Genomic DNA, 26,784 nt, shown 5'->3' with positions numbered 1-26,784 from the left:
GGTAGGCCCGCGAAGGTCGCGGTCGCAAGGTGTCGCGCCGACTGTTGGGACCGACGGCCTATCGGACTCGACCGGATCTGGGGAAGGTCACAAACTTCCACGGCGACGGTTGGCGGATCGGCGCGGGTGCCGTTGACTCGGTCCGCGTGATTCGGCGGCGCGGCCGGCGCCGGCGCGTCGTCACATCTGGACGAAACGAGGGTTTCCATGGTCGGTTTCGGTTTCTTCGACGATTGGCATCCGCAGCCCGGCAGACTGATCGCCTGGGCACCCACGTCGCAGTCGCGTGCGGCGGTCCTGGCCGCCCCGGAGCACCCGGTCGGCCCGTCGTACCAGCAGCGCGAATATCTGCGCGCGGCATATCGGCAGCGCGACAGCGGATCTCGCGCGTCCCGGCTGTGCATGATCGCGTTCGACTTTCCCAGCCCGCTGGACCGCGACGCCATGACCCGCACGATCACCGCGTTCGCCCGGCGCCACGACACGTTCTGGAGCTGGTTCTCCTGCGAGCCCGGTGAGCGGATCGCGCGCCACGTCGCCGACCCGGCCGATATCGACTTCGAGCCGCGCGACTACGGCGAGATCACCGACAGCGACGCCGTCCGCGACCATGTGCAGCGCCACGCTCGCGACGTATTCGATTGGGACTGTTTCGGTTTCGGTGTGATCGATCGGGGCGACTCGTTCACCGTCTACGCGGCCGTGGACCACCTGCACACCGACGGTGTGGGGCAGGCGCTGTCGTGCGTGGATCTGCTGCTGCTTTACGGCAACGAACTGTCCGGCGGACAGGTGCCCATCGCACCGGTCGACGGGCACCTCGCCTACTGTGCGCGGGAACTCAACTACAACGCCGAGCTCACCACCGAATCCGCGCCGGTGCAGCGCTGGCTGGAGTTGCTGATCCGCCACGGCGGCGCGGTGCCGTCGTTCCCGATGGACCTCGGCGTGGCGCCGGGCGCGAGCGGATTCACCCGCGGCGCGCAGATCACCGTGCCGCTGTTCGATGAGGCGGAGGCGCTGCGGTTCGAGCAGGTGTGCCAGGACTTCGGCGGGAAATTCCTCGGTGGTGTGTTCGCCGCGATCGCGCTCACCGAATACGAATTGACCGGCAGGGACAAATATTTCGTGTTCACGCCGGTCAATACTCGCTCGACTCCGGGGGAGCAGGGGGCGATCGGCTGGTACACCAGTCTGGTGCCGGTCGCGGTGGCGGTGCGGCCGGACGAGACGTTCACCTCGCTGGTGGGCCGCGCCCAGGCTCAGGCCGATGCGGCGAAAGAGCTGGCACAGGTGTGCGTGCACCGGGTGCTGGAGCTGGCCGCCGACGATCCGCGCATCCGCACCCGGCTCGGCTTCTCCGCGCCGATGGTCTCCTACGTGGATGTGCGGCGGATGGCTGGCGCGGAGATGTTCGACCGCATCAACGGCGGACTGTACGGCAACCGGGCCAGTTCCAGCGAGGTCTACCTGTGGATCAACCGCTTCCCCGACGTCACCCAGCTGAGCATGGTGTTCCCGGATACCCCGCGTGCGCACGAGGCCGTGGCGCACTACCTTTCGACCCTGACGAAACTGTGCCGCGATATCGCTCTGACCGGCACCGAACGGGTCGATGCCGCATTACTGTGACACCTCGCATCGCACCGGGCCGTCGACCGGCGAGGTGCGTGCTGAAAGACCTTGTGCCGGAAACGGTCTCACGGTACAGAGCGGCGATATGGGTCGGTGTGGTCGCGGTGCTCACCGCAGCGATCCTCGTGGCCCGGGCCGCGCGGTACGGCTGGTTCGGCGACGAGTTGTACTTCGTCGCCGCCGGATATCATCCGGCCGCCGGATACGTCGATCAGGGACCGCTCGTTCCGCTGCTCGCGCGTGCCGCGCACGCTGTCGCGCCCGATTCCCCGACCGTGCTGCGACTGCCGGCCATTCTGGCCGGAGTGGCGGCGATCGTCGTCACCGCGGCGCTGGCGCGGGAGTTCGGCGGCGGCCGCGCCGCGCGGATTCTCGCCGCGATCGGATACGCCTGCTGCCCGTATGTGGTCACTCAGACCGCGTCGCTGTCGACGTTCGCCCTCGACAGTACGGCCGTCGCCGTTCTCGCCTGGCTGTCGGCGCGCTGGGTGCGGACCCGAGCGGACCGGCTGCTGCTGATCGCGGGAGTGGTCGCGGCGATCGATCTACAGGTGAAACTGCTGTTGCCCGTCGTCGTGGCCGCCCTCGTCCTCGGCATCGCCTGCTGCGGACCGCGTGAGCTCATGCGCCGGCCCGCACTGTGGGCCGCCGCCGCCATCGCGGCCGTGTCGGCGGCGCCCGCGCTGCTGTGGCAAGAGCGCCACGGCTGGCCGCAGCTGGCCATGGGGGCGGTGATCCGCGACGAGCAGCATGCCGCGACGGGCGGCACGGCCGGATTGCCGGTGCAGCTGGTGACCATGGCCGGAGTGCTGGGTGTGGTGCTGATCGGCTGTGCCGCTTACGGTTTCGCGAGTCGCCGGTTGCGTGACCACCGCTTCCTGGCGGTTGCCACCTGCGTCGTGGTGCTGTTCGTGGCCGTCAGCGGCGGGCGCCCCTACTACGTCGCCGGACTGCTGCCGGTGCTGTTCGCGGCGGGCGCCTGCGTGCTGGCCGAGCGGTTTCCGGTGCGATGGCCGCGAGCCACCGCGTTCACCGCCGCGACGGTGTCGATCGTCATCGCGCTCGCGGTGGTGCTGCTGCTGCCGTCCGGCAGCCCACCGCGACCGGTGACCACGCGCGCCGAATTGTCCACGCGCATGCGGGTTTCCGGGACTACGGGCTGGGACACCCTCGTCGCCGGCGCGGCGCTGGCCGTCGAACGAGCCGGTCCGGATCACGCCCGGACCGCGATACTGACCCGCACCTATTGGCAGGCAGCGGCGCTGGATCGTTTCGGGCCGCCCGGACTGCCGCCGGTCTACAGTCCCGATCGCGGTTTCGCGGAGTTCGGCCGCCCGCCACCCGGCACCACCACGATCATCTATGTCGATACCGACACCGCCGAAATGCGTTTGCGCCGAACATTTTCCACCGTCGAGCCCCTTGTGCGCCTCGACGATCCGCGCGGGTTCCCCGGTATCGACGCCCACGTGACCATCTGGCGGTGCGCCGAGCCGCGCGACACCTGGGCGCGGCTGTGGCCGGAGCTGACGACCGACATTCTGGACCCGGGTATCTGAGGAGATATCGATGACCTATGCCGCACCCGCCGCCGGAACCGCTTCTTCCGCACACGATGTCGGAGTGAACGACCTGATCCGGGCCAAAGGCGACCGGACCGTGTCGGTCGTGATCCCGGCCCTGAACGAGCGCGCCACCATCGCGGGAGTGATCGATTCGATTCGGGATCTGATCGGCGGACTCGTCGACGAACTGGTCGTCGTGGACTCCGGCTCGACCGACGACACCATCGCCCGCGCCCGCGCCGCGGGTGCGAGTGCGGTGTACACCCGCGAGGAGGCACTGCCGGGAGTGCCGGTGCGGGCCGGCAAGGGGGAGGTGCTGTGGCGGTCACTGGCGGTGACGACCGGCGATATCGTCGTATTCATCGATTCCGACCTGCACGATCCCGACCCGGGCTTCGTGCCCGCGCTGGTGGCGCCGTTGCTGCGGGATCCGGGCATTCAGCTGGTGAAAGGGTTCTATCGCCGACCGCTCGGCGACGATCCGCACGGCGACACCGACGGCGGCGGGCGGGTGACCCAGCTGGTGGCCCGGCCGTTGCTGACCGCACTCGCTCCCGAGGTGGCCGATGTGCGGCAGCCGCTCGGAGGTGAATACGCCGCCACCCGCGCACTGCTCACCGCGGTTCCGTTCGCGCCCGGTTACGGCGTCGAGATCGGCATCCTGCTCGACACCCTGCACCGCTACGGCCGCGCGGCGATCGACGAGGTCGATCTGGGGATCCGGATTCATCGCAATCGGCCGACCCACGAGCTGGCCGTGATGAGCCGTCAGATCATCGCGACCCTGCTCGCGCGCCTCGACATTCCCGATTCGGGGGTGGGGCTGACTCAGTTCCGGCCCGAGGCGGCGGGGTGGCGGCGGGTGACGAGTCCGGTGTCGTCGGCCGAGCGGCCACCGCTGGCCTCGCTGTTCACCACCAACCCAGCAGGGGGCTGAGCTGCCGGCCGAGTTCGGGGGCCAGCGACCGCGCGAAGCTCGCGGTGAAGTGGTGCTCGTCGTGGTAGACGAGGATATTGCCGATTTCCACCGGGCAGACGTCTCGTTCGCAGACGGCGTCGGTGAGGTCGATGGGGAAGACGTTCGGGAAGGCGGCGGCCGCGTCGAGGGCCGGGTTGACCGGTGAGAGTGCATCGGCGCGGTGCATTCCGCAGCTGATCCGATCGCCGTGGCGGGCCAGGCAGTCGATGGCGCGATAGCGCACACCCTCGCGGCGCAGCCACGGGGTGTCGCGGATCGCGATCACCCGGATTCCCTTGTCGGACAACGTCTTCCAGACGTCCTGGTAGTCGGGCGGGGTTTCGTCGCCGCCCGCGTCGACCGGCCGGGTGCCGGTGGTGAAGACCCACTCGGGCCGCTCGTTGCCCAGCAGGTCGATCACCTCGTGGGACCAGTCGCGGCAGTCCGGATTCGGTTCGCCCTTGTACATGGCGTTCTGATCGAGAGTGAGCGGACAGCCCATCTTCAGATGCACCAGGATCTTGAAATGGTGCTGCTCGGCCAGCTGCTGCAGCGCCGGCATCCAGTGCTCGGCGTGGGAGTTGCCGACCACCGCCAGCGTGTGCTGGGCATCGGCCGGCCCGTAGGTGCAGCTGACGACCTCGCGGTGATCCCAGTCGGCGATGCATCCGTCGACGGTCGGGCGGGGCAGTTCCGCCGGCGCCTCGTACAGTGTCGGCCGCATGCGCGCCTGCGGTACCGACGCGCCGCCGACCAGTGCCTCGGCGCCGGGATACTGCACCGGGTCGAGGGCGCCCACCGCCCGCGGCGGATGAGTCTGCACGACCGCGCTCCAGGTGACCGCCGCGGAGGCGACCACCGCCGCCGTCACCGACAGCGCGACTCCGGCGGTGCGGCGATACCGGGGGCCGAACGCCGGCGCGGTGGTCTCCTGCCGGGGGCGCAGGCGCAGCGGCTGCTCGATATAGCGATGGGTGAGGTAGGCCAGCCCCAGGGACACCGCGATCACCGCCGCACCGCCGGCCACCCCGGCGCGGGAGCCGCCGCGTTCGGCGAGCAGGAAGATCAGCAACGGCCAATGCCACAGATACAACGAGTAGGCCAGGTCGCCGAGCCGGACCAGGGGAGGCGAGGCGAGCATCCGGGTGAGCCGCGGCTGTTCCTCGGCGGCCACCCCGGCGCCGGCGAGGATCAGCGCCACGGCCGCACCGACCGGCAGCAGCGCCGGCGGGCCCGGGAACTGATTCGCCCCGTCGGTGATCCAGCCGCCCACCGCGACGACCAGCAGGCCCGCGGCCGCCAGCATCGCGCGCAGTACCCGCGGCACGCGCAGCGAGGCGGCGGCCAGTGCCAATCCGGCGCCGACCAGTAGTTCCCACGCCCGCGCGGCGCTGTCGTAATAGTTCCAGCCCTGATGGGTCGCCGAACCCTGCGCGGCGTACAGGAACGAGGCGAGCGCGGCGACCACGATCACCGCGGCCAGCGCCGGGCGCATCGCGCGCTCGCGCCCGAGTCTCCGGCACACCCATACCGTGGCGGCCACCACGAGCAGGGCCGCGAGGTAGTACTGCCCCTGTACCGACATCGACCACAGGTGTTGCAGGGGGCTCACCGACGGATCGGCGGCCAGATAGTCCGACCAGGTCGTCGCCAGCCGCCAGTTCTGGTAGTAGAGCAGCGACGCCAGGGTCTGGCCGGCCAGATCACCCCACTGCGTGTACGGCCGCAGCGTGACGGTCGCGACCACGACGGCGCCGAGCACCACCACGAGCGCGGGCAACAGCCGGCGGGCGGTGCGCCGCAGAGTGAGGCCGATGCCGACCTCACCGCTCGACTCGGCCCGGCGCAGCAGCGAACCGGTGAAGAAATAGCCCGACAGCACCAGGAAGATGTCCACCCCGCCCGACACCCGGCCGAACCAGATGTGGAACACCACCACCAGCGCGATGGCCAGTCCGCGCAATCCGTCCAGGTCCCGGCGGTAGCCGAGCGCTCGCGCGCGATCGACGGCCGCCTCCGTCACCGTCGCGGGCATGGCGGCGCGGCGGTGTAGAGGGGATGAACGGAAGGGGTGCATGACACGACAATTCCCTATCACACCGTCCTGACCCGGGACCAACTCCGCGAGCGTGGCGCACGGCGGGTCGACGGCCTCTTGTGGAGGTTCCCACCGTCGCGGTATAGTTTGGTCATTCGCCCAAGGCGAACGACCAAGGAGGTGCGTTGGTCACCGCGGAAGAACAGGGCCGCGAGACGCGGGCCCGGCTGATGGACGCCGCGACGGAACTGATCGCCGAACGCGGCTGGGGAGCGGTGACGACCAGGCTCGTCGCCGAACGGGCCGGGGTGCGGGCCGGGCTGGTGCACTATCACTTCCGATCGGTGGACGACCTGCTGATCGACGCGGCGCTGCGGATGATGCGGCGGCTGGTCGACGACGTGCCCACCGACCTGCTCGGCGACACCGCGGCCGGCATCACCGCACTGCTGTCGCTGATCGGCGGCTACGACGACACCGACACCGATACCCGGGTGTTCAGCGAAATGCTGCTCGCCGCCACCCGGCACGAACGGCTGCGTGCGGGCCTGGCCGCCGTACTCGCCGAATTCCGCGCCGCGATCGCCGCCCGGCTGCGCGCCGACGAATCCGTCCCCGATCCGGAGGCGACCGCGGTCGTGCTGGTGGCCGCGCTGGACGGCCTGGTTCTGCATCGCCTCATCGACCCCGGAACCCGCGCACTCGACCTCGGGACGCCGCTGCTGCGGATCGCGGGCGTGCGGGGCGACTCGGGCGACGAGCGGCCCCGGTTCACTGTCGACTAGGAGATCACCATGGCATTCGCCGAATTCGCCGCCGGGCTGGGTGCGCGGGCACTGCACACCAGGATCCTGGTCCGCGCCCCGATCGGGCTGTATCGCGCGGGTCTCGGATTCGTCTTCGGGCACCGGCTGCTGATGATGGAACATATCGGCCGCACGAGCGGCGCGAAGCGGCACGTGGTGCTGGAGGTGGTCGACCACCCGGGGCCCCGCGAGTACGTCATCGTGTCCGGCTTCGGCACGCGCGCCCAGTGGTACCGCAACATCCAGGCCGACTCGAACGTCCGGCTGTGGGTCGGCACCCGGCGCGCGGTACCCGCGACGGCCACGGCGATGACCGAGGCCGAATCGGCGGCGGCGCTCGCGCACTACATCCACGACCACCCCCGGGCCTGGCAGAACCTGCGCGCGGTGATCGAACGAGCGACCGGCGCGCCGGTCGACACGCTGCCGATGGTCCGGTTGCGGTTGCGCTAACCCCGACGCGCGCCGGGTAATACGGCGCCGACCCGCCGATATCCCGTAGCGTCGAGGCCGATGCGCAGTCGAGACGAAACGGGGCAGCCGATGCACGACCGGATCGAGCAGCTGGCAACGCAATTGGATCCGGCGGCCGAACTACGACTCATCTCCGGAGCCGGAATGTTCCGTCTGGCCGGGGATTCCGCGATCGGCCTCGCCGAGATGCCGGTATCCGACGGGCCGTCGGGTGTGCGCGGCGAGAACTGGGACGAACGTGATCCCTCGGTGAGCCTGCCGTCGGGAACCGCGCTGGCCGCCACCTGGGACCGGGACCTGCTCACCGAGATCGGGGCCCTGATCGCGGCGCAGGCCCGGCAGAAGAACGTCTACGCCGTCCTCGGGCCCACCGTGAACCTGCACCGATCTCCGCTCGGCGGAAGACATTTCGAATGCTTCTCCGAGGACCCGATGCTGACCGCGGAGATGGCGGCCGCGTATGTGCGTGCGGTGCAGGCACACGGCGTCGCCGCCTGCCCGAAACACTTCGTGGCCAACGATTCCGAGACCGACCGGTTCACCGTCGACGTCCACGTCGCCGCGCGCGCCCTGCACGAGCTGTACCTGTATCCGTTCGAACGCGCGGTGCAGGCCGGGGCATGGATGGTGATGGCCGCCTACAACAGCGTCGACGGCATCACCATGACCGAATCGCCGCTGCTGGACGAACCCCTCAAGGGCAGTTGGGGATTCGACGGCGTGGTCGTCTCGGACTGGACTGCCGTGCGCAGTACCGAAGGCGCCGCGCGCGGCACCGACCTGTGCATGCCGGGCCCGTCGCCGCTGTGGGGTCCGGCCCTCGCCGACGCGCTCGCGGCCGGCACCGTGCCGAAGTCCGCGATCGACGACAAGGTCCGGCGCATCCTGCGTTTCGCCGATCGCGTCGGCGCCCTGGCCCCGCACGAGCCCGAGCCGGTGCCCGACTTCACCGCCACACAGGCCCACGATCTGGTGCGCCGCGCCGCCGCGGCCGCGATGGTGCTCGTGCACAACGACGGTGTGCTGCCGCTGCCGCCGCGGACCTCGGTGGCGTTGCTGGGGCCCGCCGCCGCGCAGCCGCGGTACATGGGCGGCGGCAGCGCGACCGTGATCCCCGACCACACCGTCACGCCGGTCGAGGGTCTGTCGGCGGTGCTGCCGGTCACCCACACGCCGGGGGTGCGCACCGGTGACGACCTGATACCTGCGCCGCTGGACCTGGTCACCGACCCGGCCACCGGCACACCGGGGCTGTGCCTGCGCTATCTGGACGGGGAGCGTGTCCTCGACACCCAGCACCGCACGGCGGGCCGGCTGGTGCTGTTCGGTGATCCGCACGCGGCGGCCGCGTCGGCGATCGAACTGCGCGCGCGACTGCGCGCCGATGTGGCGGGCGAGTGGCAGCTCGGTGCCGCGGCGCTCGGTCACTGCGTGATGGAACTCGACGGCGCGACCGTGATCGACACCGATATCGCCTTCGACGGTTCGGATCCCGTTGCGGCACTGCTGGATCCGCCGCAACGCCGCGTGGCGTGCGAACTCGCCGCCGGCCAGGAGGTCGACGTTCGGATCACGGTCGGATCGGGTGCGTCGGCGGCCGCGGGGCTGGGCATGATCCTGGGCGTCGGGTTGGTCGTGGCGCGGCCGGAACGCGCGCCCGAGGAGGAATTCGCCGCGGCGGTCGAGGCCGCGCGCCGGGCCGAGGTGGCCGTGGTGGTCGTCGGCACCACCGAACAGCTGGAGAGTGAGGGGCGCGACCGGACCACCCTCGCGCTGCCCGGCCGTCAGAACGACCTGGTCGCCGCGGTCGCCGCCGTCAATCCGCGCACCGTGGTGGTCGTGAATTCCGGTGCCCCCGTGGAGATGCCGTGGCGTGACGACGTGGCCGCGGTGCTGCTGTCCTGGTTCCCCGGTCAGGAATTCGGCGCCGCACTGGCCGACGTGCTGACCGGCGCGGCCGAACCCGGCGGCCGGTTGCCGACCACCTGGCCGAAGGAACTCGCCGACGTGCCGGTCCGCGACACCACGCCGGACTCCGACGGCACCCTGAGCTACGACGAGGGCGTGCACATCGGCTACCGCGCCTGGCTGCGGGCCGGTGTGCAGCCGGCGTATCCGTTCGGCCACGGACTCGGCTACACCGTGTGGGAGCTGAGCGATCTCGCGGTGGACGGCCACGACGTCGAGGTGACCGTGGCCAATATCGGCGAGCGGACCGGTAAGCAGGTCGTCCAGGTCTATCTGTCCCGTGAGAACAGTGCGATCGAGCGGCCGGTGCGATGGCTGGCCGCCTTCGCCAGCGTCACCGCCGAACCGGGCGGGGTGCGCCGGGTGCGAATTTCGCTGCCGCAGCGAGCCTTTCAGGACTGGACCGACGCGGGCTGGGACACCGAACCCGGTCCGTTCACTGTGCACGTCGGCACCTCGGTGATCGCACTGCCGCTGACCGCGCCCATCGAGTAACCCGGCCCGGTGGGGAAATCGGGGCTGGCGTACTGGACGAGTGACCAGTAATCTCCGGTGCACACGGTTGGAGGAGGCGGTCGCAGCGTGGCGGCCGGAATCGAAGGAGCGATCAGTGACGTTTACCCGGCGATCGATGCTGGCCGGCACCGTGACCGCGGCCGTGGCCGCGGGAGTGGGGGCCACCGCTTCCGCGGGGGCGGCACCGATCCGGGTCACCGGCGACGAGGCGGGATATCTGGTCGGCGCCGGCATCGCCGATGTGACCGGCGCGGTCGCCGGGCAGGGCATGATGGGCTACTCCGAACTCGACCAGGTCGCGACCGGGCTGCTCATGCGGACCTGGGCGCGCGCCTACATCGTGGTCGACCGGGCCAGTGGCGAGCGGGTGGCCTTCGTCAACGCGGATATCGCATGCCTGTTCCAGTCGGTCCATCTGGCCGTGATGCAGCGGCTGGCACAGCGATTCGGTGCCCTGTACACCGAGCGCAACGTCAACCTGAACGCCACCCACAATCACAATTCCTGCGGTGGCACCGCTCGCGAATACGCCTATTCCCTTGCCGCATACGGCTTTCAGAACAATTCCCATCAAGCCGAGGTGGACGGTATCGTCGCGGCGCTGGTGGCGGCGCACGAGAATCTGGCGCCGGGCACGCTGTCGCTCGGGCACGGCGAACTGCACGACGCCTCGGCCAACCGCTCCCGGGTGGCCTTCGACCTGAACCCGCCGGACGACAAGGCCGCATTCCCGAATGCGATCGATCCGCAGGTGACGGTGCTGCGATTGCGGCAGGGCGGCAAGGACATCGGCGCGATCACCTGGTTCGCGACGCACGGGACATCGCTTACCGACGCCAATACGCTCATCTCGGCCGACAACAAGGGCTATGCCAGCTACCGCTGGGAGCACGACGAGATGGGAGTGCGTCCGGGCGCCGGAAAGCCCGGCTTCGTGGCGGCGTTCGCGCAGACCAACGCCGGTGATATGACGCCGAATATCGGACTCACGCCGTGGCATCCGTCGGGGCCCACCGAGGACAACCGGCTCAACTGTTCTCTCATCGGCGAGCGCCAATATCGCGCGGGCCGTGCGGCTTTCGATGCGGCGCGGCCGATGCGCAGCGGGGGAGTGGATGCCGCGCTGCGTTATCTGAACATGGCCGATACCGCCATCGACGGGTCCTACACGCCGGACGGCAAACCGGCCCGCACCGCGCCCGCCATGATGGGCGCCGCGGCCGCCGCGACCAGTTCGGAGGACAACTGGAAGACCCAGCTGTCGTTCCTGCAGGAAGGCAATGCGGATCCGGTCGTCGCCGCGCTGGGCGGACTGGACGGCCCCATCGAGCAGTGGATGCGGGATGTGCAGGCGCCCAAGTTGATCGTGGCGCCGCTGGGTGTGCTGCCGCCGCGCCCGTGGGTCCCGCTGACGGTGCCGATCCAGATTCTGCGGATCGGCGATCTGGTGCTGGCCTCGGGGCCGGCGGAATACACGGTGGTCTCGGGGTTGCGGATCCGGCGGGTGGTGGCGCACGCCCTGTCCGTCCCGCTGGAAAACGTGCTGCTGCAAGGCTATTCGAACGGGTACTGCGGCTACGTGACCACGCCGGAGGAATACGCCTCCCAGCAGTACGAGGGCGGGGAAACGCTGTTCGGCCGCTGGACCCTGCCCGCCTATGTGCAGGAATTCGATCGGCTGGCCCGTGCGGTGGCCGCACGCGTCGACCTCGGCCGCGGCCCGGCCCCGCTGGACTGGACCGCGGGCGTGCAGCCGAATCTGCTGCCGCCGGTGCCGGCCGATGTGCCGATGACCGGGCGCGCATTCGGTGAGGTGATCACCGGTCCGAAGCCCGGCTACGGTCACGGCGATACGGTGACGGTGGAGTTCTGCGGCGCCCACCCGGCCAACGACTTGCACACCGGCGGAAGCTATTTCGAGGTACAGCGCGCCGAGGGCGAGCAATGGCGGGCGGTCTTCGACGACAACGACTGGTGCACCGAACTGCACTGGTCGCGCCCGCCCGGCCAGCCCGCGGCCTCGCGGATCGCCATCCACTGGACCGTGCCCGCCGGCGCGGAAGCCGGGCGCTACCGCATCGAATACCGCGGTGACCGCCGCGACGGTGACGCCGCCGTTCCGTTCACGGGCACCACGGCCGAATTCAGCGTGGGCTGATCGGTTGGTTCATCCCTCGGACATCGTTGCGGGGGAGTGGGTTTCGGTGAGCGTGTCGAGATAGGCGGCCATCGCTTGCCCGGCCGATTCGATCGGGGCGGTCGAGCGCAGGGTGCGGCTGAGTATGAAGGCACCCTCCAGGGCGCCGAGGACCGCGATCACGAACGTGTGGGCCGCGGGGGCGGGCAGTCCGCGTGCGCGGAAGTACGCACTGCCCTGGTCGATCCAGGACTGCATCACCTCGGCGGTCACCTCCCGCAACGCCGGTTCGCTGTCGGCGATCTCGCCCGCGACCGTGCCGACCGGGCACATGTTCATCCAACCGGACTGCTCGATCTGTTCGGCGGCGGCGGTGAACGCGGCCACCACTGCCACCCGCAGGTCCGGATACGGGTCCATCAGCAGCGGTAGCAGCTGGATGTAGGCGGCGCCGCTGGTACGCAGCGCGGCGGCCGCGATCTGCTGTTTGCCCTGCGGGAAGTGGTGATACAGCGACCCGATCGGAGCCCGCGCGGCGGCGGTGATCTGTTTGACGCTGGTAGCGCCGTAGCCCTGGCGGCGCATCAGTTCCGCGGTCGCGGTGACGATGCGCTCGACGGTCGGGGTTGACACGGTCTCGGACATCCTCCCATACTAGAACACACGCTCTAGAGCGAACGTTCTACGAGGTAAACGCGTTGTTCACAGCGTCGTCGCGCGATTCCGATGCGGAGGTGGCAGGGGTATGCCGGTCGTCGAAGTTCCCGCCGGTCCGATTCATTACGTCGAGGAGGGCCAGGGGCCGCCGGTCGTGCTGTTGCACGGACTGCTCATCGATCACACGGTCTGGGACCGGGTGATGCCGTTGCTGCCCAGTGGTTTTCGCTATGTGCGGCCGGTGCTGCCGCTCGGCTCGCATCCGGAACCGATGCGGGCGGACGCGGATCTGAGTATTCGCGGCCAGAACGTGGTGCTCGCCGATTTCCTCGACGCGCTGGACCTGCGCGAGGTCACCCTGGTGCATTCCGACTGGGGCGGCGGGCTGTTCCTCACCGCGTACGGCCTCGACAAACGGGTCGCCCAGTTGATCGTGTTGCCGTGCGAGGCCTTCGACAACTTCCCGCCCGGACTGCCCGGGAAGCTGGCGGTGCTGGCGTTGCGCGTCCCGGGCGCGCTACCGATCGTGCTGCGTCAGTTGCGCATCGGGCTGTTGCGCCGCTCGTCGCTGATCTACGGGCAGATGGCGCGTTATCCGGTACCCGACGAACTGATGCGCGGCTGGACCGAACCCGCCCTGCGAAATCCGGATATCGGCCGGGACGTGCGCAAATACGGCCGGGTGTTGCCACCGGCCGCGCAGCTGATCGCCGATACCGAAGCCTTGCGGAACTTCCCCGGACGTGCGCTGGTGCTGTGGTCCCCGCAGGCCGCGCCGATGCCCCGCGACCACGGGCGCCGCCTCGCCGAACTGTTGCCCGCGGGCCGGCTGGTGGAGATCGACGACGCGTACGTGCTGTCGATGCTCGATCAACCCGAGGCCGTAGCCGCGGCGATGACGGCGTTTCTCACCGGCGCCTGATCCGGCGCCGGTGAGAAACGATGTGTCACTTGCCGTTTCGAGCTTCGGCCAGACGCTCGCGAGCCGTCTCCGCACGCTCGCGGGCGGCTTCGGCCGCCTTCTCGGCGCGCTTGCGGGCCTGGCGCGCGAAGATCGACCCGCGCTGCTTGGCCACCTCGGCCCATTCGCCACCGTGCTCGCGGGCGGCTTCGGCCCATTCGCTGCCGCGGTGCTTCGCGATCTCGGCCCATTCGCCCCGGTGATCGCCCGCGGTGTCGGCGAGTTCCGCGCTCTTGCGCTTGGCCAGCTCGGCCCAGTCGCCGCCGTGTTCGCGGGCGGCCTCGGCCAGATCCGCGCCCCGTCGCTTGGCCAGCTCGGCCCACTCGCCGCGATGGTCGAGAGCGGTGCCGGCCAAATCGGCGCCTCGGGTGCGCGCCAGTTCCGCCCATTCGGTGCCGTGTTCGCGGGCGGCCTCGGCGAGTTCACCGCCGCGCGACTGGGCCACCGAAGCGAGTTCGGCGCCGCGCGACTGCGCCACCGAGGCCAGGTCGGCGCCCTTGTCGGCGGCCACCGCCGCCAGTTCCCGGCCGCGGACGGCCTGCTGCTGCAGGCGATCCCGCACCGTGTCGGTGGTGGCGGCGGTGAACGGGAGGGCGGCGGCGGCTTTACGCGCGGCCCGGCGACCCCGCCAGCCCAGCGAGGGCTTGCCCTCGGTGTCGGCCGCGGCGATGAGCAGGCCACCGAGCAGACCGACGTCCTTGAGGAAGGCCGTGCGCTTGGCGGCACGCTGCTGCGCATCCGATTCGTTCCAGAAGTCCTGCTCGGTCACGGTGGCCGGGATGACGGTCACCGCCAGCGCCAGCGACGAGAGCCGGGGTGCGCGATTCAGCGCGAGCAGCGTTCCGGCGCCGACCCGGACGATGGCATTGATCCGCACCACTTTCGCCGGATCGGAGGGCAGTTTGGCCGATACCGAATCCGGCAGCCGCTGTTCCCCATGGGATACCAAGGTGGTGGCGGCCTGCGCCCGGGGCTCGGGATGCATCAGAGTGTCGACTCCGTCGACGACGAACACCGATGCCAGCAGCGGTCGGGCAAGGCGGCGAATCAACATAGTGAAAACCCTTTCCTCAACGGTCTCGTTCCGGCGGGTTCCCCCGATGCCGCGTCCCAATCACTTCGGGACGCCGACGGAGCTCAGGGCACGACAGTAACCGGCCAGCGCCCCGCTTTCACCAGACGCACCGCGACCGAGCCGATAATTCGATGCCCGGCCTTCTCGGACGCGCCGACCACGACGCCGTCGGCCTTCAATTCGTCGGCGGCCTCGGCCAGCACCGTGAACGGATCGCCACGGCGGGTGATGAACTTCCAGCGGGTGCGGTAGACGTCTTTGACCTTCTCCGCGTGCTCGCGTACCTGCCGGGCCAGATCCTCGGCCATCTCGGCGGTCGCGCCCTGGACGTCGACGCCGTAGGCGCCGGCCATGGCCATCCACGGCTGGACGTAAACCATTGCCAGCAGGGAGTTCTGACGCCGGGCCAATCCGGCCGCATAGGCGGTCGCGCGCCAGGAGGCATCCGAACCATCGATGCCGACCATGATCACCCGGGGCCCGTCGGTGCCCAGTTCGAAACCCGACGACAGGCCGGGCGCCCACTCCGGTGTTGTCTCTTCGGCCACGACCCGAGCCTAGAGCAGCCGCAACAGATCGTGCAGGGTGCGCAACTGCTCGGCGGACAGCGCGGTGAGCGTGGGCGGCGGCGGATCGGGAGTGGCCATCGCCTGCGCGATCACCTCCCGCCCGGCATCGGTGATGGTCACCAGCTTGCGCCGCCGATCGTCCGGAGCGGTTTCGCGCGAGACCAGACCGCGGGCCTCGAGATCGTTGACCACCACGGTGGTGGCCGGCGCGTCCATGGTGGCCACCCGGGCCAGTTCCTTCAGCGGCAGCGGACCGGGCAACAGTCGCCGCAACACGCGGAATCTGCTGAACGGCATGCCCATTCGATCGACCACCGCGCGCTTCCAGGTGTCGCGGGTGTCCTTGACGACATCGGTCAGCACGCGCCAGACCTCGTCGGGCGTCGGCTCCGCGGCGACGGTGAGCTCGTCGTCAGACACGGGCGGGCTCCTTGTGTTCGAGCAGGGGCGCGATCCGGTCGCGCGAGCGCAGTGCCCATCCGGTGTTGGCGGCGATGCCCAGCACCCCGACGCCCGCCGCGAGAGCGGCCACCACCCACCACAGTCCCGCCCCGGACAGCAGTCCGCACAGCGCGACTCCGACGCTGACGCCGATCTGGCGGCTGGTCGAGGCGACCGCCGAGGCCGCGCCCGCCCTATCCATGGGCATCCCGCTGACAGCGGCGGTGGTGATCGGCGGGTTCACGGTGCCGAAACCGGCGCCGAAGATCGCGAACATCACGACGAGCTGCCAGACCGGGGTATCGGGTCGCAGCGTGGTCAGCAGCGCCGCGGCCGTCGTCATCAGAATTCCGGCGGCGACCAGCGAGGGCCGGGTGCCGAAGCGGCCGACCAGCCGGCCCGACAGCGGCGAGCAGATCAGCATCCCCAGCGCCATCGGCAGGTAGAGAAGTCCCGTGTGCACAGCCGAATAATGCCGTACGCCTTGCAGATACAGCGAAGCGCTGAAGAGGAAGGCACCCAGTCCGGCGAACGCGCAGATCGCGGTGACGGTGGCCGCCGCGAACGGCACGCTGCGGAAGAACCGCAGATCGATGAACGGCGAGCGGTGCCGCCGTTCGGCGTAGAGGAATCCGGCCAGTGCCACGGCCGTGATGCCGAAGATCTCCGGGCGATGTTCGATCAGCCCGAAGACCAGCGTGAACATCACCACCACAGCCAGCACCTGGCCGAGCGGGTCGACTCCGCGTGCGGTCCGCGACTTCGATTCCGGGACGTAGAGCGTGGTCAGCGCCAGCGCGACCGCGCAGATCGGCAGATTGATCCAGAACACCGACTGCCAGCCCAGCGCGTCGATCAGCACGCCGCCGACCATCGGGCCGATCGCGGTGGAGATGCCGACCACCGCGCCCCAGACGCCGACCGCTCGCGCCCGTTCGACGCGGCCGGTGAAGACCGTGGTGATGATCGACATCGCGACGGGATTGAGCATCGAGCCGCCGATGGCCTGGATGAAGCGCGCCCCGATCAGCATGTCGATATCGGGAGCGACGCTGCACAGCAGTGAGCCCAGCGCGAAGATGCTCAGTCCGATCCGGAACATGCGCTTGCGGCCGAAGCGGTCGGCGGTCGCGCCCGACAGCATCAGCAGGCTCGCCAGGGTGAGGGTGTAGACGTCGACGATCCACTGCAGCCGCGACAGGGGCGCGTCCATATCGCTGCGGATCGTCGGAATCGCGACGTTGACGATGGTCGCGTCCATCGACGAGATCAGCAGGCTCAGGCAGCAGGTGACCAGCACGATCGTCTTGTGACGCGGCGTCAGCCCGGAAACAGTTGTAGACACACAATGATTGTGCGCCCACAACTATTAGGCGGCAAGAGCTGTGAACTAGTTCACTGCACGGTTGCACCGGTCGCGCCCCGGCCCCGACCCGGTACGGTGCTGCGATATGACGACCGACCGCAAACCCGAGGGGACGGACGCGCCCGCCCTCGCGTCCGCGGGTGAAGAGGGCTACCAGCGCGGCCTCAACCCCCGAACCATCCAGATGATCGCCATCGGCGGGGCGATCGGCACGGGACTGTTCTACGGATCCGGTGGGGCCATCGAACAGGCCGGTCCGGCCCTGATCCTGTGCTATCTCGCCGCCGGTCTGGCGATCTTCGTGATCATGCGCGCGCTGGGGGAGCTGCTGACCTACCGGCCGGTGTCGGGCAGCTTCGGTGAATACGCGCACGAGTTCCTCGGTCGCTTCGCCGGCTTCGTCACCGGCTGGACCTACTGGGCGGTGTGGGTGGCGACCTGCATGGCCGAGATCACCGTCGCCGGCAAATACGTCAAGTACTGGTTCGCGATCCCGGAATGGGTCACCGCGCTCGTCGTGCTCGGCGTGCTGTTCGCCGCGAACCTGATCTCGGTGAAGCTGTTCGGCGAGGGTGAGTTCTGGTTCTCCACCATCAAGGTGACCGCGATCGTCGCGATGATCGCCATCGGTATCGGCGTGCTGATCTTCGGTTTCGGCCACGCCCCCGATCCGACGGTGACCAATCTGTGGGCCGACGGCGGTGTCTTCCCGAACGGATTCGGCCAAGCGCTACTGGCGTTGCAGATCGTGCTCTTCGCCTATGTGGGCGTCGAACTCGTCGGTGTGACCGCGGGCGAGGCCGCCGATCCGCGCCGCACCCTGCGCCGGGCGATCAATTCGCTCCCGCTGCGCATCGGTCTGTTCTATGTGGGCGCGCTGATCGTGATCATGTCGGTGTCGAGCTGGAAGGTCTTCCACTCCGGGCGCAGCCCGTTCGTGGAGGTGTTCGAGCAGATCGGTATTCCGGGGGCTGCCGGGATCATCAATTTCGTGCTGCTGACCGCGGCGCTGTCGTCGTGCAACTCCGGCATCTACTCGACCGGCCGCATGGTGCGCAGTCTCTCGCTGCGTGGTGAGGCTCCGGTCGCGCTCGGTGGCCTGAGCAATCGCCGGGTGCCGTTCGCCGGCATCCTGCTCTCGGCGGCGATGATGGTGATCGGCGTGATCGTCAACCTGGTCTCCCCGGACAAGGCGTTCAACTACATCACCTCGGTGTCGACCATCGGCATCATCTTCGTCTGGGGCATGATCCTGGTCTGCCACATGATCTACCGGGCCCGTGTGCGCCGCGGCGAACTGCCGGCCAGCGACTACCGCCTGCCCGGGGCGCCGGTCAGCTCGGTGCTGGCACTGGCCTTCCTCGGACTGGTCGTCGTATTGCTGTTCTGGACCGACAGCGGCCGGACCGCGCTGGCGGTCGGCCTGGGGTGGGCGGTGGTCGTCTGCGCCGGATACCCGGTGGTGAACCGGTTGGGCCGCCGCCGGGCATCCGCGGTGAGCTGACCTACTTTCCGTCCGGATGGCCGACCGCCGCCAACGCGGTGGTCCAGTCGGCCGCGATGGCGTTCTGCGCGTCGGTCAGGCCGACCGCGCCGGAGCAGATCAGCGAATGCAGTTTGTTCTCCACCGAATCCTTGGGGTTGTTCGGCCCCGACCCGGCCTTGTGGTCGGGGGAGGGCGGTTCGACCCACAGATTGCGCGGATCGTTCGGATCGCCGCCGAGCTCCAGCGAGATCAAATGGTCGTATTCGGCATCGTGCAGATTGCCGGTGTAACCGTAGGATTCGGCGTTCGCCTTCTTCTCCCGGTCGGTGATACTCGCCGGCGGGCGGATGGATTGGGTGTATCCGCCTACGCAAATCGTGGATTTGACGGTTTCGGCTGTGACCTTCGGATTGGTCGCCCCCGGCGTGCAGTGCGGATCCGGAAGTGGCTGTCCGTCAGCGGTTTTGCCGAAATGGCAGCTGCCGGGTGCCGGTTGCGCGGCGACGGTGTAGGTGCCCGACGGGCCGGGGCCGACCGCGGGGGCGCCCTGGTGGGCTATGGGAACCGGATGTGCCGCCTGGCTCACCGGTGACGAATTCTGGTGGGAGCACCCACATATCAGCAGCGGCGCCGCGAGTATCGCAGCGGCCAGGAGGGTTACGCGTGTATTCATGATGTCCTCGGGCCGGCCTTCATCAGGCTCTCATTGTGCCCGTTCGTAGATGGCCAGCGCGATATCCTCTGCCGCCCGGCGGCATTGCTCGTCGGTCAGGTCGACATCGCCCATCATCCCGATACTCCACGAGATGGCCAGCAGAGCTTGGCGGGCATGGAAGACCGCCAGGGGTTCGTGGTCGGGGGCGGTCATCGCGTCGGCGACCGCGCGAAAGTGATAGCGCAGGTCCGATCCCACCCCGAGCCGGCGGAACGCGGGCTGGTTCTCGTACATGAACCGGGTCATCTCCCGCCCGGTGCGGTGCAGCACGGCGCCGTAGCGGCGCAGGATTTCGCGGCCGGTGCCGGGTCCGGGCGGTTGGTCGGCGGCCCAGGCCAGCAGGTCGTCGATGCCCCTGCGCAGATCGTCGGCGAGGCTGACGACGATGTCTTCCTTGGATCGGAAGTGGTAGTAGACCGCGGCTTTGGTGATGCCGAGCCGATCGGCGATTTCCCGGATCGAGGTGTGTTCGTAACCGTTCGCGGAGAACAGCTCCATCGCGACCGAGCGGATTCGGTCCCGTGTGTCGGTCCGCCTGCCGGCCACCGGAGCCTCCCATCTCGACCGAGGGACGGCACCGGATCCGCCGGTGGTCCGCGTTCAGCCTACTGGGGCGGCGTCCGGAGGCGGGGTCCGGAACACACGGGTTCCGGGTGAATCGTCCGGAATGTCGGGAATCACTGCGCCAGAATCGAATTCATCAAGGTTCCGGCGCTGGTGGCCACCAGGCCGCCGACGAGGGCCCCGGCCACCATCTTCGGTGACTCCAGCGGGCCGCCGTTCCACTTCTCCCAGGCGAACCGGCCGCCGGCGAAGATGATCGCGCTGGTCCCCGACAACAGCATGAACCAGGTGAAGTAGCGCACCAGTTTCAGGAGTTTGTCCGCCGCCGGAGGTGTCTCGGGCGTCGGGTTGCCGACCTGGGCCACTATGACGTCGTGCATCGCCAGAAGGATCATGATGCCCTCGTTCCACAAGATGGTGTGGTGCGGGTACCACCATCGTAGGGCGCGTATTCGTCCTGGTGACAGGCGATTGCGAACTCGAGTGCGGAATCGCGCTGTCGGGGACCGGTTTCGATGCGTTCAGCCGTCTTGACGGGGGTGGCGAACGCGGGGCGATCTACTCGTCGTCGAGTCCGGCGGACAGATACGCCGCGGCGGCGATCCACTGCCGGCACGACAGGTGCCGGTCGTGTGCGTAGAGAATCGCGCGGGCGCGGGGGTAGGTGAGTTCCCGGGGTTCGGTGGCGCAGTCACCGACCTGATCGGCGCCGGACGTGCGGTGCTCGGATGTGCCGTGATCGCATGTACCGGAATGCTGGAGCAGTTGGTTCATGGAATGCCCTCGACCGTTGGCGAAAGATTGCGGAAGCGAACTTTTCGGCACGGCCTCCCGCTGCTTCCGGCCTGCCTGCTCCGGCGTGGTCCGGCCATGTCGTGCGGTCGAGTTTACGGCGCTGCAAGGAGCAAATGCAAGTACATCTGCACACTCGTCGGTGATCGGAAGTGTTGTGCCCCAAGGGGTGATCAGGGTTTGCGCGCCACCGCGCCGTAGCCCGACACCGGCACGGTCGGCACCGGTTCGCCGGCCGGCCGGCGCCATCGAGTCAGGGGGACGAAGCCCGGTTCGAGCAACTCCAGCTCCGAGAAGATGGAGCGCAACTCGCAATGGTCGCGCGGGAAATACGGTACGGCCGTGACGTTTTCGTAGGTCGCGCACATCCGGACGAAATCGGCGCTGTCGGTGGTGCCGTCCCAGTAGGCGAGGTAGCTGCCGCGGCAGACCCGCGCCATCGAGTCGGCGACGACAGCGCGGAGTTCGCCGATGCGTTCGCAGTGGCCGAGCACGCCCATGAACATCACCGCGACCGGACGGTCGAGATCGAGAATGTCTGCGGCACGGGCGAACAGCCGATCCGGTTCGCGCAGATCCGCATCCAGATAGACGGCTCGCGGATCGGTCAGCAGCGTCCGGCCGTGGGTGAGCACCAGCGGATCGTTGTCCACATAGACGACCCGGGCCGCCGGATTGCGCCGGCACGCGACCTCGTGGGTGTTGTCCGTGGCGAGCAGCCCCGCGCCGATGTCGAGGAACTGGGTGATCCCGAGGTCGCCGGCGAGATGTTCGACCGCGCGCCGGAGAAAGCGGCGACTCTCGGCCGCCAGGGCGGTAATACCGGGATCGAGTTCCGTTGCCGCGCTGCCGACCCGGCGATCGACCTCGTAATTCTGCCGTCCACCCATCCAGTAGTTCCAGATCCGCGCGGTGTGCGGGATATCGGTCCGAATCTCACGCTCGCGGCACGGCTGCTGCTGTCTTGGCGGCACCGATTCCCTCCTGCTCCCGGTTCCGACGCTCGAGTCCCGTCCGGCGGTTGCCGATGCCGGGTGCGCGAGACGGTAACCGAAACGGTCGCATTCGGTGTGCGGATCGGCTGGGAATGTGCCATCCGCCCCGGTCGAGGCCCGAAACCGACCGGTCGGACACCGTTTTCGGGTGCTCGGAGGCCGGTTCGAAAGATGACGAGTCAATCGAAAAAGGATGGAAAAGCCCTTGTCGCCCTTGGTTTTTTGCGATTTTCCGGAGGGCTCGATCCGAGCCAACCCCCGTGCTATCGTTCAAAGCGTCGGTTTCAAATGCAAGTACATTTGCTCGAACATATGCAAGAGCTGAAGATAGGCATCAGCTCGATCAATCCGGATCGCCGAGTGTGGGCCCCTGCTGCCGAGCTCGGCCACCACGAACCCTGGAGACAGTCATGACCGATTCCACTGCCACCACAGCCGGCCGCCTGTCCGAAGCCGCGTGGCGCAAGAGCACGTTCAGCAATCCGAGCGGGAACTGTGTCGAATTGGCCGATTTGTCCAATGGCCTGGTTGCCGTGCGCAACTCGCGTGATCCCGAGGGAGCGGTGCTCGTCTACACCCGCCCCGAGATCGACGCGTTCCTCCGGGGCGCGAAGAGTGGAGAGTTCGACGATCTGGCCTGATCGGCGGTAGCATGGCACTCGGCGCGGTGTCGGTACGCGACGAGGCAGAGTTCCTGATGTTCGACCAGCTGCTCTCGATGGCTGTACCCTCATTGCCGGTGATCGTCGAGCATCGGAGTAGACCTCATGATGGCAGAGCCCGTCCGGATCGGCCGTGTGGATTCGCTTGTCGCCGAACGCGGTCCGACAGCGCTTCGGATCGCGGTCGGCGGACAGCTCCGCAAACTGCGGGAAGCCGCCGGTATCACGCGTGAGGCGGCCGGCGAGCACATCCGTGGCTCGCACGCGAAGATCAGCCGACTCGAGTTGGGACGCACCGGTTTCAAGGAACGCGACGTTCGTGATCTGCTGACGCTCTACGGCGTCGATAACGCCGAAGAGCGTGAGATGTTCCTCGATCTGGTGAGCCGCGCGAACCAGCCGGGGTGGTGGCACAGCTACAACGATCTGCTGCCCCAATGGTTCGAGACCTACCTGGGTCTGGAACACGCGTCGAAGTCGATCCGTACCTTCGAAGGACAGCTCGTTCCCGGTCTGCTGCAGACCGAGGAGTACACCCGTTCGGTGGTCGCGCTCGGTCACGAGAACGCCGAGGCCGCTCGCCGAGTGGAACTCCGCAAGAAGCGCCAGGAAATCCTGGACCGCCCCGGAGCGCCGACGCTGTGGGCAGTCCTCGACGAAGCGGTGCTGCACCGGCCGATCGGCGGTGAGCAGGTGCTGCGCGCACAGCTGGAGCACCTGGTCGAGGTCTCGATGAAGCCGAACGTGACCATCCAGGTGCTGCCGTATGCGGCCGGCGGCCACGCGGCGGCGGGCAGCTCGTTCACGATGCTGCGCTTCGCCGAACCCGAACTGCCCGATATCGTGTATCTCGAACAGCTCACCAGCGCACTGTATCTGGATCGCCAGCAAGATCTGGAGCTCTACCGCCAGGTCATGGACCGGCTCAGTGTGCAGGCCGAACCGCCGGAGCGGTCGCGGGAGATGATGAAGAAGGCCGCGGCCGGCCTGTCCGACTCCGCCTAGACCCGCCGATCCGGCATTGCGATCTATCGATGCCTCGAACACAGCAATGCCTCGAAGACAGCAGTAGCCGCCGACCCTGGGGTCGGCGGCTACCACTTCCGTCCCGATCTATTGTTTGATGCAACTGGATGCGATGCGCCAGAAAGCTTCCGGTTGCATCGCGTCGAAATCCCAATCGTTCACCATCGCGTGCGCGGTGGTGACGATGCGATCGATATCGAAATCGTCGCGTGTGGCCGCGCCGGTGGACTCGACCGCACTGATGACGAAAGATGTTGCGGTTTCCCGCGAATTGTTGTGATGCCCGGTCCGGTTCCTGTCCATCACTCCGAGCCGACCGAGGCCCATTGGCTGGTTCATACGAACGCCCCTGACGCCAGGCCGCATGGTTTCCTTCGGCGAAAATTGGCTTCCGGTTCACCCTACGGCTCACGGGTAGTCCCCTGCATTGCCTTGCAGCCCGAGTCTAGGGTGGCCGCGAGATCAGATGCAAGCACATCTGCAACATCGAATCCCCGGTCAGGGGCCGGTTTTCGGCTGCTGACGGGTTGCTGCCGACCTTCGCGGGAGCCCTCTGTCCGGTAGGTGATCCGGCGCCGATTCCCATAGCGGGGGTGATATACCGACCGGCACGCCGGCCGGAGCGGGCAGGTGGCTTGCTGCACTGTTTCCACACGGACCGGACGGCTGGTTCCCTCGCCGAAAAAATATGGTATCGGCGCCGGAAAACGACACGCCGATCTTGATCGAAAGCGCTGCCGAGCGTGTCGGCGGTGTCCCGCGCAGCGGCCCCGGCGTGGAACCGGTTCTCGTTACCGTGCTATATCTGCCTGGACCAGCAAGATCAGTCGCCGACGGCGAGCGCGGGCTGTCGCCGACGGTGACCGCCCGCGGTGCTCACGGGCGGCGACCCGAGGAGACAGGCACGCGCGGTGGACAGCTCGCACGGATATTTCGCGGTGGACGGCGGGGGCTTCACCCCGAACCGGATGGCGGCCAGCCAGTGGTCGGCCGATCAGGTGGTCGGGCCGGCGCTGTGCGGTCTGCTGGCGCGAGCTCTCGACAACGAGCACGCCACCGACGGCTTCGTGCCGGCGCGGTTGACCGTGGACCTGTTCAAGCCGGCGCGCATGCACGAGCTGTCGGTCTCCACGACTCGTGTGCGCAACGGGAAGCGCATCCGGCTCGCCGATGCGGTCGTCATCCAGGACGGCGAACCCGCGGCACGCGCCTCGGTGGTCTTCCTGCAGCCGTCCGAGCAACCGCCGGGCGAGATCTGGACCCGGGAGCAGCAGCCGGTGCCGCCGTCGCTCGAGGTGGCGCCTCCCTCCGATCTGCCGAATGCGCCGCTGTGGCACAGCGACGATTCGGCGCACTGGTCACGGGTGCCCTCGGAACACGAGAACGGCAGCCGCAAACGCAGCTGGCAGCATCCGGTGAACGTGGTCGACGGGGAGCGGCCCTCGCCGTTCGTGGTGGCCGCGATGGCCGCCGAGCAGACCAGCATGGTGACCAACTGGTCCAGTGCCGGGGTGGGCTTCATCAACACCGATCTGACGCTCGCCCTGGTGCGCATGCCCGAGGGCGCCGACATCGGTCTCGAGGCCGATAATCACTTGAGCCGCAACGGAATCGCCGCCGGCACCGCGACCCTGTTCGATCGGCACGGCGCGTTCGGCAGCGCGATGATCACCGCCGTTTCCAATGCCGCTCGCCAGATCACCGCGAGTCATCTCGATGGCGTGATCGCCGCGGCCGGCGGCGCACGCCGCTAGCCCGGCGGCCGGCGCCGCTCACCGGCCACGGTGGGCGGCCCATCGGCGGGCGGCGTCGCGCAGGCCGTGGGTCCACACGTTGGGACTGCGGTTGGCCGTCGCGGTCCATTCCGCGGCCAGCGCGCCGGAGAAGATGCGCAGGTCGCGTTCGGACGCGGAGTGCCAGGCGGGGACCCGCGCGGCCCAGGACTCGGCGGCGGCCGGATCGTGGCCGGCGAAGACGAGCCAGACGATCCAGCAGCCGGGGTCGATCCACGGCGCACCCCGCGTAGCCCACGGCCAGTCCACGAGCCGGGCCTCGGCGTGGTCGATGATGACGTTGCTGTAGTTCCAGTCGGTGTGCAGCAGGGCGTCACCGGCGAACACCGCTGTATCGGCGTCGTCGTCGAGATACGCGCCCCAGCGGACCTCGGCGTCCTTGAGTTCCACCTCGGCGGGCGGGTGCAGCCGGTTCAGCGCGGACATCGCGGCCGCGGTGGCGGCGAGATCGGCGTCGACGCGGTAGTCCGCGAAATGTCCTGCGATGAACTCGAATCCGAGCAGATCCCACCCGCCGGCCGCGATCTGCCACCGTAACCTCGGGCCTACCGGAGTCACGTGACGAGCCAGCGCGGCCTCACGGTGCTGGGTCCAGACCTCCGGATCTCGTTGCGGCACACCCTTGATGAAGGTCCGGCCCTCGGCCGTCTCGATCACTGTCGCGAGTTGGCTGCTGAATCCGGCGATCACCGAATTCGCCCGCGCGACCGGACCGGTCACCGCTTCGACCGCCGCCCGGGTCGCCGCGGGTAGTTGTTCCCAGTTGCGCCGGCGCGAGGATGTCTGCGCCCGATCGACTGTCACCCTCGAAGAATTACCCCCGATACCCTGCTCTGGCAAGGGAACTCGATCATTCCACAGCCGCTTTCGGCTGCGTTCTTTCACCTGTGTTTTCAGGTGCCGTTCTCATGCGGTGGTGTAGGTGCGGGCGACGAGTGCGGAGCGGAGGTACCAGAGTCCGCTGGCTTGGGTGGGGTCGAAGCCGGTGAGTTGGGCGATGCGTTTGAGGCGGTAGTCGACGGTGTTGGTGTGGACGTGGAGGAGTCGGGCGGTGCGTTGGCGGTTGAGGTTGTTGGCGATGTGTGTTTGGAGGGTGGTGAGGAGTTCGGGGTGGTGGTCGAGGGGGTTGAGGAGGGTGCCGAGGTGGTCGCGGCCGGGGCCGGGGCGGGTGAGTTGGTATTCGAGGGCGAGGTCGTCGAAGCGGTAGAGGCCGGGGATTGATCCGAGGCGGGTGACCATGTCGAGGAGTTGGTGGGTTTGGTCGGTGGCGGTGGGGATGTCGGTGGTGGGTGTGGTTGTGGTGGTGGCGGTGATGGGGACGCGGGCGGCGTGGGAGAGGTGGGTGATGAGGGTGTCGAGGTCGGTGGGTGTGGTGGTGGGTATGAGGAGGGTGCCGCCGTCGGTGGAGAGGAGGGAGAGGGTGGTGGTGTGGGTGGTGGTGGCGAGGGCGGCTTGGATGCGGCGGAGTTTGCGGCGGGCGATGATGGTGGGGTCGAGGTGGGGGTTGGCTTGGTCGAAGCTGCCGCGCGATACGACGAAGAGGCCGGATTCTCGGTGGTCGACCCGTGGGATGTGCAGGCGGCTT

The 26,784-nt window shown here is 68.6% G+C and carries 26 protein-coding genes; 12 read left to right on the top strand and 14 right to left on the bottom strand.

Features of this window, described 5'->3' with window-relative positions; all coding sequences use genetic code 11:
* Window positions 1–207: 207 nt before the first annotated feature.
* The 3 genes from A5780_RS10055 (at window position 208) to A5780_RS10045 (ending at window position 4,137) form a co-directional block, all read left to right on the top strand.
* Window positions 208–1,632, top strand: coding sequence for a condensation domain-containing protein (locus tag A5780_RS10055; protein WP_063019428.1), 1,425 nt, complete (start codon window positions 208–210; stop codon window positions 1,630–1,632).
* Between the two features lie 107 nt (window positions 1,633–1,739).
* Window positions 1,740–3,194 carry a glycosyltransferase family 39 protein gene (locus tag A5780_RS10050; protein ID WP_197521716.1) on the top strand — a complete coding sequence of 485 codons (1,455 nt, stop codon included), beginning with the start codon at window positions 1,740–1,742 and terminating at the stop codon, window positions 3,192–3,194.
* A 10-nt stretch (window positions 3,195–3,204) separates the two neighbouring features.
* On the top strand, window positions 3,205–4,137 hold the full coding sequence (locus tag A5780_RS10045) for a glucosyl-3-phosphoglycerate synthase (RefSeq protein ID WP_064908287.1): 933 nt from the start codon (window positions 3,205–3,207) through the stop codon (window positions 4,135–4,137).
* Here A5780_RS10045 and A5780_RS10040 read toward each other — a convergent pair.
* A complete protein-coding gene (locus tag A5780_RS10040; protein ID WP_064908286.1) occupies window positions 4,112–6,193 on the bottom strand; it encodes an acyltransferase family protein in 2,082 nt (693 codons plus the stop codon). The two genes, A5780_RS10045 and A5780_RS10040, sit on opposite strands and share 26 nt — an antisense overlap.
* A 188-nt stretch (window positions 6,194–6,381) precedes the next feature.
* Between A5780_RS10040 and A5780_RS10035 the strand changes: the two genes are divergently transcribed.
* From A5780_RS10035 to A5780_RS10020, 4 genes are all read left to right on the top strand, one after another.
* The gene (locus A5780_RS10035; protein ID WP_063018990.1) at window positions 6,382–6,981 is read left to right on the top strand and encodes a TetR/AcrR family transcriptional regulator; all 600 of its coding nucleotides are present in this window, start codon (window positions 6,382–6,384) and stop codon (window positions 6,979–6,981) included.
* A gap of 9 nt (window positions 6,982–6,990) precedes the next feature.
* On the top strand, window positions 6,991–7,455 hold the full coding sequence (locus A5780_RS10030; RefSeq protein WP_064908285.1) for a nitroreductase family deazaflavin-dependent oxidoreductase: 465 nt from the start codon (window positions 6,991–6,993) through the stop codon (window positions 7,453–7,455).
* A gap of 60 nt (window positions 7,456–7,515) precedes the next feature.
* Window positions 7,516–9,939, top strand: a complete 2,424-nt coding sequence (locus A5780_RS10025; protein WP_231982909.1) for a beta-glucosidase — start codon at window positions 7,516–7,518, stop codon at window positions 9,937–9,939.
* 115 nt (window positions 9,940–10,054) lie between these two features.
* The gene (locus A5780_RS10020) at window positions 10,055–12,118 is read left to right on the top strand and encodes a neutral/alkaline ceramidase (RefSeq protein WP_104364192.1); all 2,064 of its coding nucleotides are present in this window, start codon (window positions 10,055–10,057) and stop codon (window positions 12,116–12,118) included.
* A 9-nt stretch (window positions 12,119–12,127) separates the two neighbouring features.
* Here A5780_RS10020 and A5780_RS10015 read toward each other — a convergent pair whose 3' ends face one another.
* Window positions 12,128–12,742 carry a TetR/AcrR family transcriptional regulator gene (locus A5780_RS10015; RefSeq protein ID WP_064906725.1) on the bottom strand — a complete coding sequence of 205 codons (615 nt, stop codon included), beginning with the start codon at window positions 12,740–12,742 and terminating at the stop codon, window positions 12,128–12,130.
* A 100-nt stretch (window positions 12,743–12,842) separates the two neighbouring features.
* Between A5780_RS10015 and A5780_RS10010 the strand changes: the two genes are divergently transcribed.
* Window positions 12,843–13,676, top strand: coding sequence for an alpha/beta fold hydrolase (locus A5780_RS10010; protein WP_063018976.1), 834 nt, complete (start codon window positions 12,843–12,845; stop codon window positions 13,674–13,676).
* Between the two features lie 25 nt (window positions 13,677–13,701).
* On the opposite strand, the gene A5780_RS10005 is transcribed toward A5780_RS10010, so the two are convergent.
* From A5780_RS10005 to A5780_RS09990, 4 genes are all read right to left on the bottom strand, one after another.
* Window positions 13,702–14,769 carry a DoxX family protein gene (locus tag A5780_RS10005; protein WP_064906726.1) on the bottom strand — a complete coding sequence of 356 codons (1,068 nt, stop codon included), beginning with the start codon at window positions 14,767–14,769 and terminating at the stop codon, window positions 13,702–13,704.
* Between the two features lie 83 nt (window positions 14,770–14,852).
* The gene (locus A5780_RS10000; protein ID WP_227462811.1) at window positions 14,853–15,338 is read right to left on the bottom strand and encodes a universal stress protein; all 486 of its coding nucleotides are present in this window, start codon (window positions 15,336–15,338) and stop codon (window positions 14,853–14,855) included.
* 9 nt (window positions 15,339–15,347) lie between these two features.
* Entirely contained in the window at window positions 15,348–15,779 is a 432-nt protein-coding gene (locus A5780_RS09995) for a MarR family winged helix-turn-helix transcriptional regulator (protein ID WP_030515781.1), read from the bottom strand.
* Window positions 15,772–17,145 (bottom strand): MFS transporter, encoded by a 1,374-nt coding sequence (locus A5780_RS09990; RefSeq protein WP_064908282.1) that lies wholly within the window; start codon window positions 17,143–17,145, stop codon window positions 15,772–15,774. Before A5780_RS09990 ends, A5780_RS09995 begins: the two co-directional genes overlap by 8 nt.
* A 106-nt stretch (window positions 17,146–17,251) precedes the next feature.
* Here A5780_RS09990 and A5780_RS09985 point away from each other — a divergent pair, with 106 nt between their 5' ends.
* Window positions 17,252–18,670 carry an amino acid permease gene (locus tag A5780_RS09985; RefSeq protein ID WP_064908281.1) on the top strand — a complete coding sequence of 473 codons (1,419 nt, stop codon included), beginning with the start codon at window positions 17,252–17,254 and terminating at the stop codon, window positions 18,668–18,670.
* A 1-nt stretch (window position 18,671) separates the two neighbouring features.
* Here A5780_RS09985 and A5780_RS09980 read toward each other — a convergent pair whose 3' ends face one another.
* The 5 genes from A5780_RS09980 to A5780_RS09960 form a co-directional block, all read right to left on the bottom strand.
* Complete coding sequence (locus A5780_RS09980) at window positions 18,672–19,238, bottom strand: hypothetical protein (RefSeq protein WP_231953374.1); 567 nt, start codon at window positions 19,236–19,238, stop codon at window positions 18,672–18,674.
* Between the two features lie 117 nt (window positions 19,239–19,355).
* Complete coding sequence (locus tag A5780_RS09975; RefSeq protein ID WP_030515777.1) at window positions 19,356–19,913, bottom strand: TetR/AcrR family transcriptional regulator; 558 nt, start codon at window positions 19,911–19,913, stop codon at window positions 19,356–19,358.
* Window positions 19,914–20,044: 131 nt separating this feature from the next.
* On the bottom strand, window positions 20,045–20,326 hold the full coding sequence (locus A5780_RS09970) for a hypothetical protein (RefSeq protein ID WP_030515776.1): 282 nt from the start codon (window positions 20,324–20,326) through the stop codon (window positions 20,045–20,047).
* Window positions 20,327–20,489: 163 nt separating this feature from the next.
* Window positions 20,490–20,705 (bottom strand): hypothetical protein, encoded by a 216-nt coding sequence (locus A5780_RS09965; protein WP_036524801.1) that lies wholly within the window; start codon window positions 20,703–20,705, stop codon window positions 20,490–20,492.
* A 191-nt stretch (window positions 20,706–20,896) separates the two neighbouring features.
* The gene (locus tag A5780_RS09960; RefSeq protein ID WP_064906728.1) at window positions 20,897–21,697 is read right to left on the bottom strand and encodes an SAM-dependent methyltransferase; all 801 of its coding nucleotides are present in this window, start codon (window positions 21,695–21,697) and stop codon (window positions 20,897–20,899) included.
* A gap of 431 nt (window positions 21,698–22,128) precedes the next feature.
* On the opposite strand from A5780_RS09960, the gene A5780_RS09955 reads away from it, so the two are divergent.
* Both A5780_RS09955 and A5780_RS09950 read left to right on the top strand, forming a co-directional pair.
* Entirely contained in the window at window positions 22,129–22,359 is a 231-nt protein-coding gene (locus A5780_RS09955) for a DUF397 domain-containing protein (protein WP_030515774.1), read from the top strand.
* Window positions 22,360–22,485: 126 nt separating this feature from the next.
* Window positions 22,486–23,385: a helix-turn-helix transcriptional regulator gene (locus A5780_RS09950; RefSeq protein ID WP_064908280.1), complete on the top strand. Its 900-nt coding sequence runs from the start codon at window positions 22,486–22,488 to the stop codon at window positions 23,383–23,385.
* Window positions 23,386–23,493: 108 nt separating this feature from the next.
* Here the strand turns inward: A5780_RS09950 and A5780_RS09945 are convergent, their stop codons facing one another.
* On the bottom strand, window positions 23,494–23,709 hold the full coding sequence (locus tag A5780_RS09945; protein WP_063833634.1) for a hypothetical protein: 216 nt from the start codon (window positions 23,707–23,709) through the stop codon (window positions 23,494–23,496).
* A gap of 608 nt (window positions 23,710–24,317) precedes the next feature.
* Here A5780_RS09945 and A5780_RS09940 point away from each other — a divergent pair.
* On the top strand, window positions 24,318–25,160 hold the full coding sequence (locus A5780_RS09940) for an acyl-CoA thioesterase domain-containing protein (RefSeq protein ID WP_064908279.1): 843 nt from the start codon (window positions 24,318–24,320) through the stop codon (window positions 25,158–25,160).
* Between the two features lie 18 nt (window positions 25,161–25,178).
* Here the strand turns inward: A5780_RS09940 and A5780_RS09935 are convergent, their stop codons facing one another.
* Entirely contained in the window at window positions 25,179–26,003 is an 825-nt protein-coding gene (locus tag A5780_RS09935; RefSeq protein WP_064908278.1) for a hypothetical protein, read from the bottom strand.
* Window positions 26,004–26,105: 102 nt separating this feature from the next.
* Window positions 26,106–26,784: CdaR family transcriptional regulator (locus A5780_RS09930; RefSeq protein ID WP_197521715.1), on the bottom strand; the 679-nt coding region annotated here is incomplete at its 5' end.

This window comes from Nocardia sp. 852002-20019_SCH5090214 (assembly GCF_001665865.1).
GTDB classification, from domain to species: domain Bacteria; phylum Actinomycetota; class Actinomycetes; order Mycobacteriales; family Mycobacteriaceae; genus Nocardia; species Nocardia nova.
The sequence above is the reverse complement of the archived record's forward strand: the minus strand, read 5'-3'. Positions and strand labels throughout refer to the sequence as shown.